At 43.7% G+C, this 16,550-nt stretch carries 12 protein-coding genes; 11 read left to right on the plus strand and 1 reads right to left on the minus strand.

Features of this window, described 5'->3' with window-relative positions; genetic code table 11:
• Window positions 1-118: 118 nt before the first annotated feature.
• The 9 genes from fmt to JFC07_RS03275 all read left to right on the plus strand — a co-directional run bounded on the left by fmt (window position 119) and on the right by JFC07_RS03275 (window position 11,412).
• A complete protein-coding gene (gene fmt / locus JFC07_RS03235) occupies window positions 119-1,225 on the plus strand; it encodes a methionyl-tRNA formyltransferase (protein ID WP_198328103.1) in 1,107 nt (368 codons plus the stop codon).
• Between the two features lie 84 nt (window positions 1,226-1,309).
• On the plus strand, window positions 1,310-2,896 hold the full coding sequence (locus tag JFC07_RS03240) for a transcription antitermination factor NusB (RefSeq protein WP_198328104.1): 1,587 nt from the start codon (window positions 1,310-1,312) through the stop codon (window positions 2,894-2,896).
• A 41-nt stretch (window positions 2,897-2,937) separates the two neighbouring features.
• Window positions 2,938-4,359 carry a threonine synthase gene (thrC, locus tag JFC07_RS03245; RefSeq protein WP_198328105.1) on the plus strand — a complete coding sequence of 474 codons (1,422 nt, stop codon included), beginning with the start codon at window positions 2,938-2,940 and terminating at the stop codon, window positions 4,357-4,359.
• 239 nt (window positions 4,360-4,598) lie between these two features.
• Complete coding sequence (locus JFC07_RS03250; RefSeq protein ID WP_198328106.1) at window positions 4,599-5,696, plus strand: LysM peptidoglycan-binding domain-containing protein; 1,098 nt, start codon at window positions 4,599-4,601, stop codon at window positions 5,694-5,696.
• A gap of 79 nt (window positions 5,697-5,775) precedes the next feature.
• On the plus strand, window positions 5,776-7,026 hold the full coding sequence (dprA, locus tag JFC07_RS03255; protein WP_198328107.1) for a DNA-processing protein DprA: 1,251 nt from the start codon (window positions 5,776-5,778) through the stop codon (window positions 7,024-7,026).
• A 106-nt stretch (window positions 7,027-7,132) separates the two neighbouring features.
• Window positions 7,133-7,768: an L-threonylcarbamoyladenylate synthase gene (locus JFC07_RS03260; RefSeq protein WP_198328108.1), complete on the plus strand. Its 636-nt coding sequence runs from the start codon at window positions 7,133-7,135 to the stop codon at window positions 7,766-7,768.
• 159 nt (window positions 7,769-7,927) lie between these two features.
• Window positions 7,928-8,890 carry a TIGR01777 family oxidoreductase gene (locus tag JFC07_RS03265; protein WP_068405021.1) on the plus strand — a complete coding sequence of 321 codons (963 nt, stop codon included), beginning with the start codon at window positions 7,928-7,930 and terminating at the stop codon, window positions 8,888-8,890.
• Window positions 8,891-9,085: 195 nt separating this feature from the next.
• The gene (locus tag JFC07_RS03270; protein WP_068405019.1) at window positions 9,086-10,159 is read left to right on the plus strand and encodes a metallophosphoesterase; all 1,074 of its coding nucleotides are present in this window, start codon (window positions 9,086-9,088) and stop codon (window positions 10,157-10,159) included.
• 116 nt (window positions 10,160-10,275) lie between these two features.
• Window positions 10,276-11,412 carry a metallophosphoesterase gene (locus JFC07_RS03275; protein ID WP_068405018.1) on the plus strand — a complete coding sequence of 379 codons (1,137 nt, stop codon included), beginning with the start codon at window positions 10,276-10,278 and terminating at the stop codon, window positions 11,410-11,412.
• Window positions 11,413-11,519: 107 nt separating this feature from the next.
• Here the strand turns inward: JFC07_RS03275 and JFC07_RS03280 are convergent, their stop codons facing one another.
• On the minus strand, window positions 11,520-13,007 hold the full coding sequence (locus JFC07_RS03280) for an alpha/beta hydrolase (RefSeq protein WP_198328109.1): 1,488 nt from the start codon (window positions 13,005-13,007) through the stop codon (window positions 11,520-11,522).
• A 477-nt stretch (window positions 13,008-13,484) separates the two neighbouring features.
• Between JFC07_RS03280 and grpE the strand changes: the two genes are divergently transcribed.
• Both grpE and dnaK read left to right on the plus strand, forming a co-directional pair.
• Window positions 13,485-14,099, plus strand: a complete 615-nt coding sequence (gene grpE, locus JFC07_RS03285; RefSeq protein ID WP_068405014.1) for a nucleotide exchange factor GrpE — start codon at window positions 13,485-13,487, stop codon at window positions 14,097-14,099.
• Between the two features lie 243 nt (window positions 14,100-14,342).
• On the plus strand, window positions 14,343-16,286 hold the full coding sequence (dnaK, locus tag JFC07_RS03290; RefSeq protein ID WP_068405012.1) for a molecular chaperone DnaK: 1,944 nt from the start codon (window positions 14,343-14,345) through the stop codon (window positions 16,284-16,286).
• Window positions 16,287-16,550 lie beyond the last annotated feature (264 nt).

Genomic DNA, 16,550 nt, shown 5'->3' on the forward strand with positions numbered 1-16,550 from the left:
TAACTATTATAAAGATAAAACGCGTGATTAATAGCGCTTGATTGCTGCTATTACAATCATGGCACAACGCTACAAACTCACCTATAATAGGCAAATTAACCATAAATACTGCCTGACTATGACCACACCTGCTGCACAATCTGATTTATCTATTAATGCCACTCAACCTCAGCAAAACGCTGCTATCAAAGTGCCATTTGCTGCTAAACCGCTACGCGTGATATTTGCTGGCACCCCAGAGTTTGCAGCGGTTAGTCTTGAGGCGCTTATCGAGCAGCAAGAAGCGCTGAATATAGATATCGTTGCCGTTTATACCCAGCCCGACCGTAAAGCGGGTCGCGGACAAAAACTGGCGGCGTCGGCGGTCAAACAAGTGGCTTTGGCCAATGACATTGTGTTTGAACAGCCATCTACTTTCAAAAAGTCCAGTACCGAAGGTATGGCAGCGCGCCAAACGCTGCGAAGCTATCAGCCTGATGTGATGATTGTTGCCGCTTATGGTCTGATTTTACCGATTGGTGTATTGACCACGCCGACTTATGGCTGTCTCAATATTCATGCTTCGCTGTTGCCACGTTGGCGCGGTGCCGCCCCGATTCATCGGGCGTTACTAGCGGGTGATAGCAAGACTGGTATCACCATTATGCAGATGGATAAAGGCTTGGATACGGGTGACATGCTTTATAAAGTCAGCGCACCTATCGAAGCTGATGATACGGCCGCCAGCTTGCATGATAAGATGGCAGCACTTGGCGCGGCGGCTATTACTACCGTATTAAAAGACTTGGCGCATTACCAAGCACAAGCGGTTGCTCAAGATGACAGCCAAGCCAATTATGCGGAAAAATTGGTTAAAACCGAAGGCGAAATCGACTGGACGCAGTCTGCTACACAGATTGAACGCCAGATTCGTGGACTGACACCTTGGCCTGGCGCCTACACCTTTTTAGCAGGGCAGCGCGTCAAAATTTTGGCCAGTCTGCCTGTAAATCCATTACAGCAAACCGTTAAGCCTGCGGGCACTGTTATCAGTGTTGGGCGAAAAGCCATACTGGTCGCTTGCGGCAGAGACACTATTAGCGAACCACAAAGCAATGAATACTCAGCGACGACTTTGGCGATTACCAGCTTACAATTTGCAGGTGGTAAGCCAGTGACTGCTGAGCAAATTTGCCATGGTAATCAATTAAACGATGGTGATCAGTTTATGGCAGAAGTAAAGTAACTTACTTATGCTTAATGTATTTAATAACAAGCAATCTAACTTTTATCAGACGCTGTCGATCAGACGTCAAGGAAATTCAATTTAATGAGACAAACCAGCACTGCACCAAGAAATAATAAGCTCAAACCGTCAAGCAACCTTATTATGAATGGTAGCGTCCGTGTCCGGGTGATTCGCACTTTAGTGGCCATTCAAAATGGTCAATCACTTGCCAGCGTCCTTGACCCGTTACTCAACAGTCTGCACGACGGCGATAAAAGCTTTGCCCATGCCTTACTACTGACGACACTGCGCCAGTGGTACGCGCTGGCACGTTTGCTCGATACGCTAGCGGACAATCCTATCGATGAGGTCGAAGTTCGTACGACTATTCAAGTGGGTTTAGCGCAATTGCTGTATTTAGAAGTGGCGGACCATGCAGCGATTCATGAAACGGTCGAAGCGGCAAAAGAGATTGATTTTGCCCATGCAACAGGTTTGATTAACGCTATCTTGCGTAAAGTCGCTAAGAATCCTAGCAAATTTCGTAAAAAATGTGATAAAAAGCACAGTCTGCCGAACTGGCTTGCTTATCAGCTTAAGCAGGACTGGAGCGAGCAGTATGACGAGCTGATGCAAGGTTTGCGCCAAGCAGCACCGATGTTTTTACGCGTCAATTCGGCGGTTAGCTCAGTAGAGGATTATCAGAAAATACTTGATGGGGCAGAGATTGAGGCGGATGTGGTTGAGCTAACGACTGGTTTTAAATTAGCGCACTCGTCAGATACCGCTTTAAACACCACGCTATCTACTAAAGGGTTGCGACTACAGCAAAGCACCGCTGTTAGCGCTTTGCCTGATTTTGCTTTAGGAGTTGCCAGCGTACAAGACATGCATGCTCAACTTGCTGCGCCGATTATTAACAAAGCGTTGATGGCTAAAATAAGCACTGATAAATCCAATACAGACATTGATTCAGAAGCCCATAATAATGAGCTGCATATCTTAGATGCTTGTGCGGCACCTGGTGGTAAATTGGCGCATTGGTTAGAGCTCATAAGCGCTAATGACGAATCATCGTTGTTTCACGTGAAACAAGATGATGCAGAAGCGACACCAGTAATTACTGATATCAAGGTAACGGCTATCGATAACGAAGCGCCGCGTATTGAGCGTATTCGTGAGAACTTACAGCGCTTGAACCTAAGTCAGCACGACTTGCAGCAAGCAGAGAAAAGTGTCGAACTGAATATCGTCTGTGCGGATGCCACCAGATGGCAGTATGGGAAAAATAAAAAAGCGGCTACCAATGAGCCGGTATTTGATGCAATATTACTCGATTCCCCTTGTACCGCGACTGGCGTGATTCGTCGTCATCCTGATATCAGTATCTTACGTACCGAAGAAGACGTTGAGCAAACCGCATTGTTACAAGCGGATATTTTGCATAACCTGTGGCCACAGCTAAAAGCGGGTGGTTATTTGCTATACGTCACTTGCTCCATCTTAAAGCAAGAGAACGTCGAGAAAATGCAGGATTTTATGACTCATTATAGTAATGTAGAAGCCATTGAATTTAGCGATGAGTGCAATTGGGGTATCGAACAAGCAATTGGTCGCCAGTGCTTGCCAATTGATAGCGAGAGCGGCGACGGTTTCTATTATGCCTTACTGCACAAAACTGCTGAATAAACTGTTTTAATTAATCATCTCATTGTAGACAGGACAATCTAATGAAATATATCAGTACCCGTGGTCAGACAGCGCCGATGGATTTTAGTGATGTGCTATTGATGGGTCTTGCGCCAGATGGCGGTTTGATGCTGCCTGAGCAGTATCCAAATATTGATAATGCGACGCTTACCGAGTGGCGCTCGCTTAGCTATCCACAGTTGGCGCTGGCGATTATGCAGCGCTTTGTCACTGATATTCCTACGGCTGATTTGCAAGATATTATCGAGCGTACTTATACTGCTGAGATATTTGGTTCTGATGAGATTGTTCCTGTCCGTAAGCTTGAAGATGATTTATATATTTTAGGGTTGTCGAACGGTCCGACATTGGCATTTAAAGATGTGGCGATGCAGTTCTTGGGCAATGCCTTTGAGTATGTGCTAAAAAGAAAAAACGCGCGTATTACTATCATTGGTGCGACCAGTGGCGATACCGGTAGTGCGGCAGAATATGCCTTGCGCGGCAAAGACAATATCGAAGTCTTTATGTTGTCACCACACGGTAAAATGAGCGTATTCCAGCGCGCGCAAATGTATAGCTTAACTGATGCTAATATCCATAATATCGCCATTGACGGTATGTTTGATGATTGCCAAGATATCGTCAAAGCATTGCAGCAAGATGCCGAATTCAAAGCCGCTTATAACCTCGGAACCGTCAACTCTATCAACTGGGGGCGGATATTGGCGCAAATTGTTTATTACTTTAAAGCCTATTTTGCGGTCACGACGAGCAACGATGAAAAAGTCAGCTTTAGCGTGCCATCAGGTAACTTTGGCAATATCTGTGCCGGTCATATCGCTCGCGAAATGGGTTTGCCAATCGAGCGTCTAATCGTCGCGACCAATGAAAACGATGTGCTTAACGACTTCTTTAATCAAGGGGCCTATCAGCCGCGTCCGACTGATAAGACTTACGTCACCTCAAGTCCGTCGATGGACATCTCTAAAGCTTCCAACTTTGAGCGCTTTGTTTATCTGCTACTCGACAAAGACAGTGCCCGTGTCAGTGAATTATTTGAAGGAGTGAAATCTGGCCAAGGGTTTGATTTGTCTGATTTGCTGCAAGCGGTCAATACCCGTTATGGCTTTGCTGCGGGCAAGTCCACCCATAGCGACCGCTTGCAAACTATTAAGGTACTTTATGAGCAGCATAGTGAGCTAGTCGATCCGCACACGGCTGACGGTATTAAAGTCGCTAAAGAATTACAGCGTGAGGGAGAAGTGATTGTTTGTGCCGAAACAGCATTACCGGTGAAATTTGCCGATACTATTTTTGAGGCGGTTGGAGAGATAGAAATTGCGCGTCCTGCGCATACCGATGGCTTAGAAGCCTTACCGCAGCAAGTGGTGGTATTAGATAATAATGCTGAATTGGTCGCTGAGCAAATTCGTCAGCATGTGACACCAAACCCAGCTTAGGCAGCTTATTTTTATTAACCGCTTATCAAAATTAATATCCAGTTATCAATAACTAAATTTAGGTTACGCCATTGTAATAAAATGTTTATGATTGTGTTATGGTATATATAATTGTAATATTGAAAACGGCGTCGGTAAGTCATTATTAGGCTAGGCGATTTTTACAACTAAACCTGTCAATCATACTGAATAGCTGCTTTATAGACATTATATTAGCGGTATGTATTGTGGATATAACAATGAAGATGAGCTTAAAGAAGATAGCAAACGCACTATTACTGACGACATTTAGTGGTGCAATGCTGCTGACCACTGCCCACGCCAATAATCCACCGCCTACTATTAAGGCTGATGCGCCCAATCGCTATATCGTCAAAAAAGGCGATACCTTATGGGATATATCAGGGCGTTATCTAGACAGTCCTTGGCGCTGGAAAGAGATTTGGGCAACCAACAAGCAAATTAAAAATCCCAACCTTATTTATCCTAACGACGTTCTTATCCTCTGCGTGATTCAAGGTAAAACCTTGGTCGGGGTCGATACCGGCGAAGGTTGCGCAGGGGTTGAAAAACAATTGACTGGTAATGTGGTTGCCAGCTCAGTCACGGTGACCTCTACCGCTAATAGTATTCCCCCTATTCCATGGTCTGCTATTCAGCATTGGCTCGACAAGACCATCATTGTTAATCCAGCAGATTTTAATACCACCCCATACATTTTAGCCTCAAAAAAAGGCAATTTGATTACCGCTAGTGGCGATAAGGTCTATGCCAAAGGCGTACCACTTATCGTTGGCCAGCGTTACGGTATTTACCGTGAAGGCGAAAAGTATGTCGAGCCTAAAACACAAAAAATTATCGGTTTAGAAGTGACTCAAGTCGCTACCGGTTTGGTCACGTCTACCGAAACCAATGGCGTGACCAGCTTGCAGCTTATCGACAGCTATGGCAAAGAAGTGCGTGAAGGCGACCGCGTTTTTGTGGAGCTAAATAATTCAATTCCGCCAGTATTTTATCCAACGCCAGCAACCGTTAATCGCGGCGGTATGATTGTTCGCGTGATGGATTCTATTAGCTCAGCCGCTAAGGGCAGCGTCGTTGCGATCAATTTGGGCAGCGCACACGGTGCCAAGCCTGGTGATGTATTGACCGTTTTTCAAAAAGGCGCGGTCATACGCGATATCAAGGATAATGACACGCCAGTACGTTTACCAAGCGAGCCTACTGGTATGGTAATGGTGTTTAATACCTTTGATAATATCAGCTATGCATATGTGCTTGACTCTGAGCTACCGCTTAATGTCGGTGATCAGCTGTTACCACCGCCGTATCTATAATAAGTGCAATATCTATAATGAGTACAATACTTGTTCTTTGAGCTAAGAGTTTAACTTAAACTAAATGAGCTAGATGATTATGACCGCAGTCACTTCTCTTTTATCCGCCGAGCAGCGTGCCGTTTTGGCGCTGTGGGCTGAAGTGAATGCGTCATTATCAGCGTATCATAAACTCATCTCTAATTTTGGTACGGCAGGGCTTGCTTGGGACGCTAAAGTAGAGGCATGGCGTCAATTGGGCATTTACAGTACCCATCTTAAGCGTCATGAGCAGCTAGAACAAACGCTCACTACTATCGATAAAATCCAGCAAGCATTGTTAGACGGAAAATACGGTCTGCTATTTGCAGACCAGCCTGCTTATCCAGCGCAGTTGCTAGAAATATACGACCCACCACCTGTGTTATTTTATCGCGGTAATAAAGCGCGTTTGCAGCAAGCGCAAATCGCCATCGTTGGTAGTCGAAAACCCACTGCCCACGCGCAAAAAATCACCTTTGATATGGCGCAATACTTAGCACAAGCTGGTTATATTATCACTAGTGGTCTTGCGCTGGGTGTCGATAAGCGTGCCCATTTAGGTGCTTTAGCTCAGTCTGATGAACAATATCAAGGCCGTACGGTTGGCGTGATGGGGACGGGGATTGATGTCAATTACCCCAATCATCATGATAAATTATTTAGTCAGATTATTGATCAAGGCGGCTGTATCGTCAGTGAGTTACTACCGCACACGCAGCCGCACAAACACACTTTCCCGCGCCGTAATCGTCTAGTTGCAGGACTTAGCCTCGCGACCATTGTCACTGAAGCGACCATTCAAAGCGGCTCACTGATTACTGCGCGCCTAACCTCCGAGCAAGGTAAACAAGTTTTTGCCATTCCAAGCCATATTGATAATAGTAATGCCGAAGGCTGCCATCATTTAATACGTGAAGGCGCAACGTTGATTTATCATCCGCAGCACGTCCTTGAAGATATTAATAATCAGTTGGACTATAGAGCGCATACTTATCAGCCGTCATCTAATGCAGAGTCTAGTATTGAGCAAGCAACTCTTAGCCAAAGTTCCAATTCTCTAAATACACAGAAACTCTCTACCAAAAGTATTAATCAATCGCCACAATCTAATCTTAAACCTTCTTCCCATACTAGTGTTATTCCTGAGCATTTAGCGCTCATTTATGAGCAACTTGATTGGCATGGGCAGGATTTAGATGCGTTGTTAAATACTACTGATATGTCGGCCGCGCAATTGATTGGGCAACTTATGGAGCTGGAGTTATTAGGCGTTATCAGTGTACAAGGTGGGCGTTATTTGCGCGTGTAGTTTTATTATTAATCAAAACGCGATTTTAAGAAATCTTTAAACCTGCTGTTTTACTCATCGTTTAAGTTGTATTATATCTCCTCATACTTTCCTTTCTCATTCCGCTATGTCTACATCTAAAGCTCTTATCACCGATTCTGTCATCGAAGCTGCGCATTGGCTACAACAAGGACAGCTGCTTGCTTATCCAACCGAAAGCGTTTGGGGTATCGGCTGTGACCCCTTTAATCAACAAGCGATACAGCAGCTTTTGGCCATCAAGCAACGACCGTTAGAGAAGGGTATGATTGTGGTCACCGATAGTGTCAGTCGACTTAAGATGTTGTTAAATAGTCTAAATGAAGATCAACGCCAGCAAGTGTTAGTCAGTTGGCGTAACGATACTGATTCCGACGTCAATAGCCAGCAGGCGCATACGTGGTTATTACCGTTATCAGAAAACTTACCCGTTTCTATCCCTGCGTGGATTACCGGTTCCCATCATAGTGTGGCGGTGCGGGTGATTGACCATCCTTTGGTGCAGCAGCTGTGCCGTCAAGTGGTGTCCGTCCATAATCCCTATGGCTTTGTCGTTTCGACCAGCTGTAACCCGTCCGGTCAGCCGCCTGCTTTAACGCTCTCACAAGCACAGGCTTATTTTTCTGATAGCAATGAGCAAGTTGGCTATCTAAAGGGCGAGACGCTTGGTTATCAGCTCCCTAGCCAAATCAGCGATGCTCGAACGGGTCAAGTGATTCGTTAGTAACCATTTAAAAGCTAATATTTTTTATATTAGTAGTTCAGTCCTCTATTTATACCCAATCCTACTTTACGCCTTATACCTATAATTCATCTCTTGTTTTTGTAGATGGTTTTTTGTCACACTGAGAAAAAGGCAAGAAAACTATAAGGATAAAAAGCGATGGATATTCTAATCAGTGGTGGCTCGGGATTCTTAGGTAGCGCGTTTAGTGAAGCAATCATTAAGCGCTATCAAAAGGATGATAAAAAAGTGCAGATTACGTGGCTGACGCGCGATAGTAAGCAGGCGCATCCTAATGATATTAAAATGATGACCTATGATGAGCTGGTGAAGTCAGATAAAAGCTTTGATGTTATTTTGAATCTAGCAGGCGCAGGGATTGCTGATAAACGTTGGAGTGACGCGCGTAAAGAGCAATTGCTTGCCAGCCGTATCAAACCTACTGAGGCGCTACTGGATTTTATTGCGCGTAGTAATAGCAAACCTAAGCTACTGGTTAGCGGTTCAGCGATTGGCTGGTATGGTCCTCAAGGTGATAAGTCTTTGACAGAAAGCAGTGGTTTTAACGCTGATTTTTCGCATAAACTCTGTGACGACTGGGAACAGTTGGCGCTAAAAGCTACCGATTACGGTGTCCCTGTTGCTATCGTACGCACTGGTGTGGTTATCCATCCTAAGGGCGGTATGGTCAGTAAATTATTAACGCCGTTTAAAATGGGTGTCGGTGGTCAATTGGGTGACGGTAAGCAAATTATGAGCTGGATCAGTCGTACTGATTGGGTAAGAGCGGTAATATTTATCATTGAGCAACATCTTAGTAGTCAGAGACAGCAAGTGAATAGTATTGATAATACTCTAACAACAGCAAACGCTACGCCAGCGCTGGTTTATAACTTGACCGCGCCCAACCCTGTGACCAATCATACTTTTACTAAGATGCTTGGCGCATGGCTACATCGTCCGACATTTTTTACTTTACCAGCATTTTTATTAAAGCTGATGTTTGGTGAGATGTCGACCTTGTTGATTGATGGGCAAAAGGTGCTGCCACAAGCGCTACTAGGCGCAGGCTTTGAATTTGAACACACAGCTTTAGAGCAAGCGTTGGAGCAGCAATCGTAAACTTTAAAAGATATGTTTCATGTGAAACAATGGGTTTGAAACAACGTTTTTAAAGCATTGATTTAAAAATAGCGTTAAATTACTAAGTGCTTTATATTTCTAGTTCTATAAAGTTTCAATAAACCATCATGCTGTCTACAACAGGTAAGAATATTGGCGTACTATAAGCCCGTCTTTGTCTGATTCAATTTTATTATGTGGCCTTTTATCATTCTTACCCAGCTGCTCGCCCTGATGAGTAGCGTGATATTTTACTGGTTCTTTCAACCAAAACAGCGCTTAGCTAAAGCCGGTTTGTTTTTAAGTGTTTTTATTATCAACAATGCTTTTCTGCTCTACGGCTTGAGTGAATTTTGGCGCGAGCGCTTTCATGTCTATCTGGTTGTCGGTATTTTACAAGGCTTTATGTTTTATGCCGCATTAATAACTGCGGTTATTGCCTTGGTCTATGGTTATATTCTTAAGCAAAAAATTCAGCCAAAACTTATACGCGCCGTTGCAGCGATAACTTATATTGGTATTGTAGGTTTGGCGGTATTTAATGCCTATTCACCTGTCGTCCATCGTCTAAACGTCACGACAGATAAGCCACTTAAGCGGCCGCTGCAAATTGCTTTAGTGTCTGATACGCATTTAGGGAGATGGTTTGGCAATCGGCAGATAGATAAGATGGTGAGGCTGATCGATGCCCAAAATCCTGATGTCGTGGTCATCGCAGGCGACGTCATGAATGATTCTACTGACGCTTATGATAAAACCAATATGCATGCGCACTTATCAAAACTAACAGCGCCGCTCGGTGTCTATGCCACGTTGGGAAATCATGATTATTCTGGTAACGAAGTGGCAATTGCCAAGGCCGTTGAACGCGCAGGGATACAGGTAATTGACAATAAAAGCGTTTGGTTAGACGATTCAGTGTTGCTGATAGGGCGTTCAGATGAGACAGATCCCGCACGTCCGGCTGCGACAGATTTGCTTAGTGAAGTGAGGGCGGATAAACCAGTAATATTTTTAGAGCACAGCCCTGCTGACTTGGAGCAAATAAAAGGTTTGCCGATCGATTTGCACCTGTCAGGGCATACGCATGGCGGGCAGATATTTCCTTTAACGATATTACTAAAGTGGTTTACGCCGCTGGTTTATGGGGCAAAGTACAGTGAGGGCACGCAGTTTTTGGTGACTTCTGGCTATGGTATTGGCGCAGTACCCTTTAGGCTTGGCACGCGCTCTGAGATATGGATGATTACCTTGCAGTCGGCGCAATAGTAGTCATCCCAGCGCTCACAAGTATTGAAAAAGCAGTCGCTATAATCCGCTAATTTATAAATACTGCCACAACCCAGCAAACGCTTTATCAAAATATTATCTCGCTAGGAATTTTCATGCGTTACGCATTTATTATCACTATTATTGTCCTGCTGCAGCTGTTTAGTTTTGGCGCAGCGTGCAGTCTAGAATGGTGGCTACAGCCTTGGAGCACGCCTTTATTAATACAGGTGACTTGGCTTGCTGTCTTTGCGATTACCAATGTTTTTTTGCTGCTTAGCGTCACAAAATCATTTGCCAATAGCTATCGCTGGATAAGCGCTTGGATGATGGTGATGCACTTTATGCTACTAACGGCGCTATTGAGCAGTGTATTATATGGTGGTTTTTGGCTTTTACATGCTTTGGGTATTCCTACTTTTTATGATACAGGCGTAATTAGTATTGGCTTACGCATTTTTGCCCTAGTTTTCTTTATAGGCCTATTTAGCTATACGCTGTATAACGCTTACGTGCCGGCGGTGCGCGAGCTGTCTGTCAAGATTAATAAGCCGCTAAATTACTCGCTGCGTATTGCAGTAGCCAGTGATTTGCATTTGGGCCGTTTATTTGGCAATAAATCTATCGAACGGCTCAATGACATTGTGCAGAGCTATCAAGCAGACATATTGTTGATGCCAGGCGATATTATGGATGACAATACCAAGGCGTTTGCGGCCTATAATATGGCAGAAGATTTGGCAAAGCTGGTAAGTAGTCTGCGCTACGGTGTCTATGCGACGTTAGGTAATCACGATTTGTACGGTCACGAGCAGCCAATTAGTGAAGCTTTACAAGCTGCTGGCGTGCAGTTGCTCAACGATGAAGCGATTTGTCTGTCGCATCAAGGTCAGCCGGTTTGGCTCATTGGACGTTTTGATAATCATAAACGGCAGAGGGTAGCGACGACCGAATTGCTCGAACAAGTGAATACTACTGAGCCAGTGATTTTGTTAGACCACCGACCGAGCGATATTATGGCGCATAGCCAGTTGCCGATTGATTTACAGGTTTCAGGACACACCCATAATGGGCAGATATTTCCAGCTAATTTTATTGTAAAGGCGATTAATCGCTTGGGCTACGGCTACGAAAAAGTCGGTAAAGGTCACTTTGTGGTATCGTCAGGTTATGGGTTTTGGGGCATACCTTTTCGTTTAGGCTCACGTTCTGAAGTTTGGCTCATTACGTTAAACGGTCAGCCCAATTCATAAAAACTATCTTTATCATATTAATGTCCTTGACGATTTAGTTGTCATAAGTCCTTAATTGCCCATTAAACGCCAACCTCACTTTTTAGTGATAACGGCTATTCTATTTCTTAGGCTGCTAATAAATTTTGTGTACTTATAATGTCACGTACAAAACCAGCAAAGCCATGGATAATATGATTGGTTTCCTGCTCAAGTCCTTGGTGCACGCTCATAAAATGAATAAAGCCATGCGGCGCACCGTAGACCGTATAAGTTTGGACAGCTCTACCATAATCTTCTAACTGCTTGGCATACGCAAACGCCTCATCACGTAAAACGTCCAATTCTGCTGCAACGACATAGGTCGGGCAAATGTGGCGATTGTCACCGAGCATAGGCGACGTCAAGATATGTTGACGTGGCAGCGGACTATTTTCTAAACAAGCCGCATCAAAAACCGCCACATCGGCGTGATCGAGCAATAACCCTTCGCCGTATAGCTCCCAGCTTGGATAATCATTTTCGATATCTGTCACAGGGTATAAAGGCATTTGTGCCAGTGGCTGCGGCAGGCGCTGTAATATCTCAAACGTTTTTTGCCCATCAATCCCTAAGTCTTGCCATGCTTTTGCAGACGGCGTGATGACTTGTTGCGCAATCATGGTTGATAAGCCGCCGCCTGCACTATCTCCTGCCAAAACAATACGTGACGCTAGTGCCCCAAATTTATGGCAATTATCAGCTAACCAAGCATAAGCGGCAATACAATCTCTTAACCCCGTAGGCGCAGGATGTTCAGGCGCTAGGCGATAATCGACACTGACCACTGGCCATCCTGTTCGCTCACAGACAGCATGACAAAACTCGTGATGGGTGTTGATGTCGCCAATACAAAAGCCACCGCCATGGAAAAATAGCATGACGGTTTCATCAGGATTGCGTTTGGCTTTCTTTTTAAAACTAAAGCCTGCTGCGTTTACTTGCTTTTGATAACAACGAACCAGCATATCGCCATCATCAGCGTTGGCAATCGTCTTATCTTCCCAATTGACGCTAGGTTCATTTTTCTTAGTAAAAGGTTTTATCATGTCGAATAAGGATGAGCTTGCCTGCTGCCAAACTCTTGGCGTTTGCATAGCAACGGCGTCAGTGGCAAAGCGTTTACGCAGCTCGCCCATCTCTGAGAGCTGTAAAGGGGTTTTAAGCTTGCTATTTACCGCCAGAATCAAACGCAAATGCGCATCAACGTGTTCATACTGCTTAGCCGTAGGTCCATCTAGATAATCAACCAAGCTGTCTAATACTGTTTCTGGCAAGAGACCGATACTTTTCATTGCATAGTGCAGCAAATGTGGCTGATAAGTCGTCAGCAAATTGTGATGCAGTACTTTATCTCTAATGGATAGGTGCTCGCTGTCAATGCAGGATTGCCTATCGTCAGTGCTTATTTGCAAAGTATTGATGGGCAACGGCTCATTTTCAACATTCTCTGAAGGGTTGTTTGATGAGTTAACAGATGAATGCTGACGTTTTTCTTGACCTAAAGACGTAAGGTTTAGTGTCCTTACTGCTTTATTAAGTAAGGTGTTGACTGATAATGTCGCTGAATAAGGCATAACACCTCCCATAAATGATAAATTATATTTGTAAATATCATAAGATAGGCGAAAATAAAGTTGAGTATTCTTTGGTAAGAGTGTGCAGGCTAATAGTAATTTATCTGGCTTAACTGACGTTTTTTTGTAGGTTTTGTTAGTGAAATGAATTACTTATTGACAATAAGCGTAAAGGGAATAAGGTTGTTTTAAAGTAGGTAATCATCTCAAGCATCACCATATCGTTATCATGGATTAAGGTAGTATTCATAACCAGCGATAAAAATTCTACACAGTAGGCTTGAAATTTACCCTCATCACCTTTATTAATCAGCTATCAGAAGGTAGTTAAAAGTTATTGCTAACCATAGGTGATTTATAAAATCACGGTTTGGCTAATGGTCGATTATTTCATTGTCTGGCCAATTTATGGTGTCGTTTTCTAATCCATCATTATTCAGTTAATAGCCTTATTCATAATTATATAAAGGAGCCATCATGAACGAGCAGAATAATAATCACGAAAATATTGATCAAAACGTGCCACACGACAACGTTTCGCATGACAATGTCGAGCACGATGATAGTATCTTAAAAGAAACGCTAGAAGAGTTTAATCCACAGCAAAACTCAGGGGAAGAAAGCACTATCGAAAACGATATCGATTTAGATACTTTTAAAGCCCGTATCGCCGAGTTAGAAGGCGAGGTCAAGCAAGCGAAAGAAGGGACAGCGCGCGCCAATGCTGAAGCTTACAATGCGCAAAAACGCATGGAGCAAGAAGCCGATAAGAGCAAAAAATTTGCCCTGCAAAAATTTGCCAAAGAGCTATTAGAAGTGGTCGATAATTTAGAGCGCGCTATCGAAAATGCTCAAGCAGATGATCCTGTTATCGAAGGCGTCAGATTGACGCATAAAGCATTATTAGATGTCTTAAACAAAAACGGCGTAGAAGTGGTTGAGCCACAAGGCGAGAAATTTAACGCTGATTTGCATGAAGCAGTTGGTATTGATCCAGAAGCTGAAGCCGATACTGTGGGTACAGTACTGCAAAAGGGCTATAGTCTGAACGGTCGTTTGCTGCGCCCCGCAATGGTTCGTGTTGGACAATAGGTTCTGCCAGCTTAACCATTTAAAATTAATATTTTAAATAATAAGTCTTTAACCACGCTAAACCTTACTATTAATAAGGGTTTACACAAAAAATCACATAAAAGACATTTTTTGCCGGTTAAATGACTTGAAATAATACAGCGCCAAACCTATATAGAACAACAAGTGACCGTCTAGTATCTGCTAGATTAGGTCTGATGAGATAAATAGCTTATTTAAAAAATAAATTAGGAGCAATTAATTATGGGTAAAGTAATTGGTATTGACTTGGGTACAACGAACTCATGTGTCGCAGTGATGGAAGGTGATAAAGTTAAAATCATCGAAAATGCTGAAGGTACACGTACCACACCATCGATTGTCGCTTACAAAGATGACGAAATCTTGGTCGGTCAGTCAGCAAAGCGTCAAGCGGTGACCAACCCAAACAACACTTTATTTGCCATTAAACGTCTGATTGGTCGTCGTTTTGATGACAAAGTGGTACAAAAAGACATCGGTATGGTGCCTTATAAAATCGCTAAAGCCGATAACGGTGATGCATGGGTTGAAATTAACGGTAAAAAATTAGCGCCACCACAGGTTTCTGCTGAAATCTTGAAAAAAATGAAAAAAACAGCGGAAGACTATCTTGGTGAAAGCGTCACCGAAGCTGTTGTAACAGTACCTGCGTACTTTAATGACTCACAGCGTCAAGCAACCAAAGATGCGGGTAAAATCGCTGGTCTTGATGTAAAACGCATTATTAACGAGCCAACCGCTGCCGCACTTGCTTACGGTATGGATAAGAAGCAAGGCGATAGCACCGTTGCCGTTTATGACTTGGGTGGTGGTACTTTTGACGTATCAATCATCGAAATCGCTGACGTTGATGGCGAGCAGCAGTTTGAAGTATTAGCGACCAATGGTGATACCTTCCTTGGCGGTGAAGACTTTGACTCAGCGTTGATTGATTATCTGGTTGATGAGTTCAAAAAAGACCAAGACGTCAACCTAAAAGGTGACTCGCTGGCGATGCAGCGTTTAAAAGAAGCCGCTGAAAAAGCAAAAATCGAGCTATCAAGTGCCCAAAGCACTGAAGTCAACCTACCATATATCACTGCCGATAGCAGTGGTCCTAAGCATTTGGTTGTCACTATTAGCCGCTCAAAACTTGAGAGCTTAACGGAAGATTTAGTACAACGCACGATGGGTCCTTGTAAAACTGCCCTTGAAGATGCTGGTCTAAAAGTTGGCGATGTTGATGACGTCATCTTAGTTGGTGGTCAGACTCGTATGCCATTAGTGCAGCAAAAAGTACAAGAATTCTTCGGCCAAGAGCCACGTAAAGATGTGAACCCTGACGAAGCGGTTGCCGCTGGTGCTGCGATACAAGGTGCGGTATTGTCTGGTGACAAAACTGACGTCCTATTGCTTGACGTAACACCATTGACGCTCGGTATCGAAACCATGGGCGGTGTCATGACGCCAATCATTGAGAAAAACACCATGATTCCAACTAAGAAATCACAAGTTTTCTCAACGGCGGAAGACAACCAGCCAGCCGTAACGATTCAGGTGTATCAAGGTGAGCGTAAAATCGCTAACCAAAACAAACAGCTTGGTCGTTTTGACTTGACGGATATTCCACCAGCGCCACGTGGTTTGCCGCAAATCGAAGTTACCTTTGACATTAACGCTGACGGTATCATGAACATCTCAGCGAAAGATAAAGGTACTGGTAAAGCGCAAAGTATCCAGATTAAAGCGGATTCTGGTTTGTCGGATGAAGAAGTCGAACAAATGGTGCGTGATGCTGAAGCCAACGCTGCTGAAGATGAGAAATTTGCTAACCTTGCGCAGGTACGTAACGAAGCAGATGGTCGTATTCATGCGGTACAAAAAGCGCTAAAAGAAGCTGGCGATAAAGTCACTGAAGATGAAAAATCAACAGTAGAAACTGCCATCTCTGAGCTTGAAGCGGCTGCTAAAGAAGATGATTATGATGATATCAAAGCCAAACTTGAAGCGCTAGACAATGCTTTCTTACCAATTAGTCAGAAGATTTATGCTGACAGCGGTGCTGGTCCAGAAGGTATGGATCCAAGCCAGTTCCAACAAGGCGCTGAAAATGCTGGTAACAACAACCAAGCGGATGACGATGTCGTTGATGCTGAGTTTACTGAAGTTGACGAAGATAAAAAATAAGCTTAATTAAAGCTTAAATCGACGTTGATTTCATAATAAAAGGCGTATCTTTCGGGATGCGCCTTTTTAATGTTGACTCTCAGTCGCTGTTAATGAGTAGGGAATATTACTCAAACTAGGTTATTGTAACAAAAGATTTCATATCTAGCCCTTTGTAACCCAAGGGCCGACAAACACTTGCAAAAGTTAACTTTCTTACCATTAAACACTGACAGAGTTTTTGACATGGTTTGTTACTATGTATACATCGTTAGCAAACAAGGC

It is taken from the genome of Psychrobacter faecalis (genome assembly GCF_016107575.1).
In the GTDB taxonomy this organism is placed as follows: Bacteria; Pseudomonadota; Gammaproteobacteria; order Pseudomonadales; family Moraxellaceae; genus Psychrobacter; species Psychrobacter faecalis.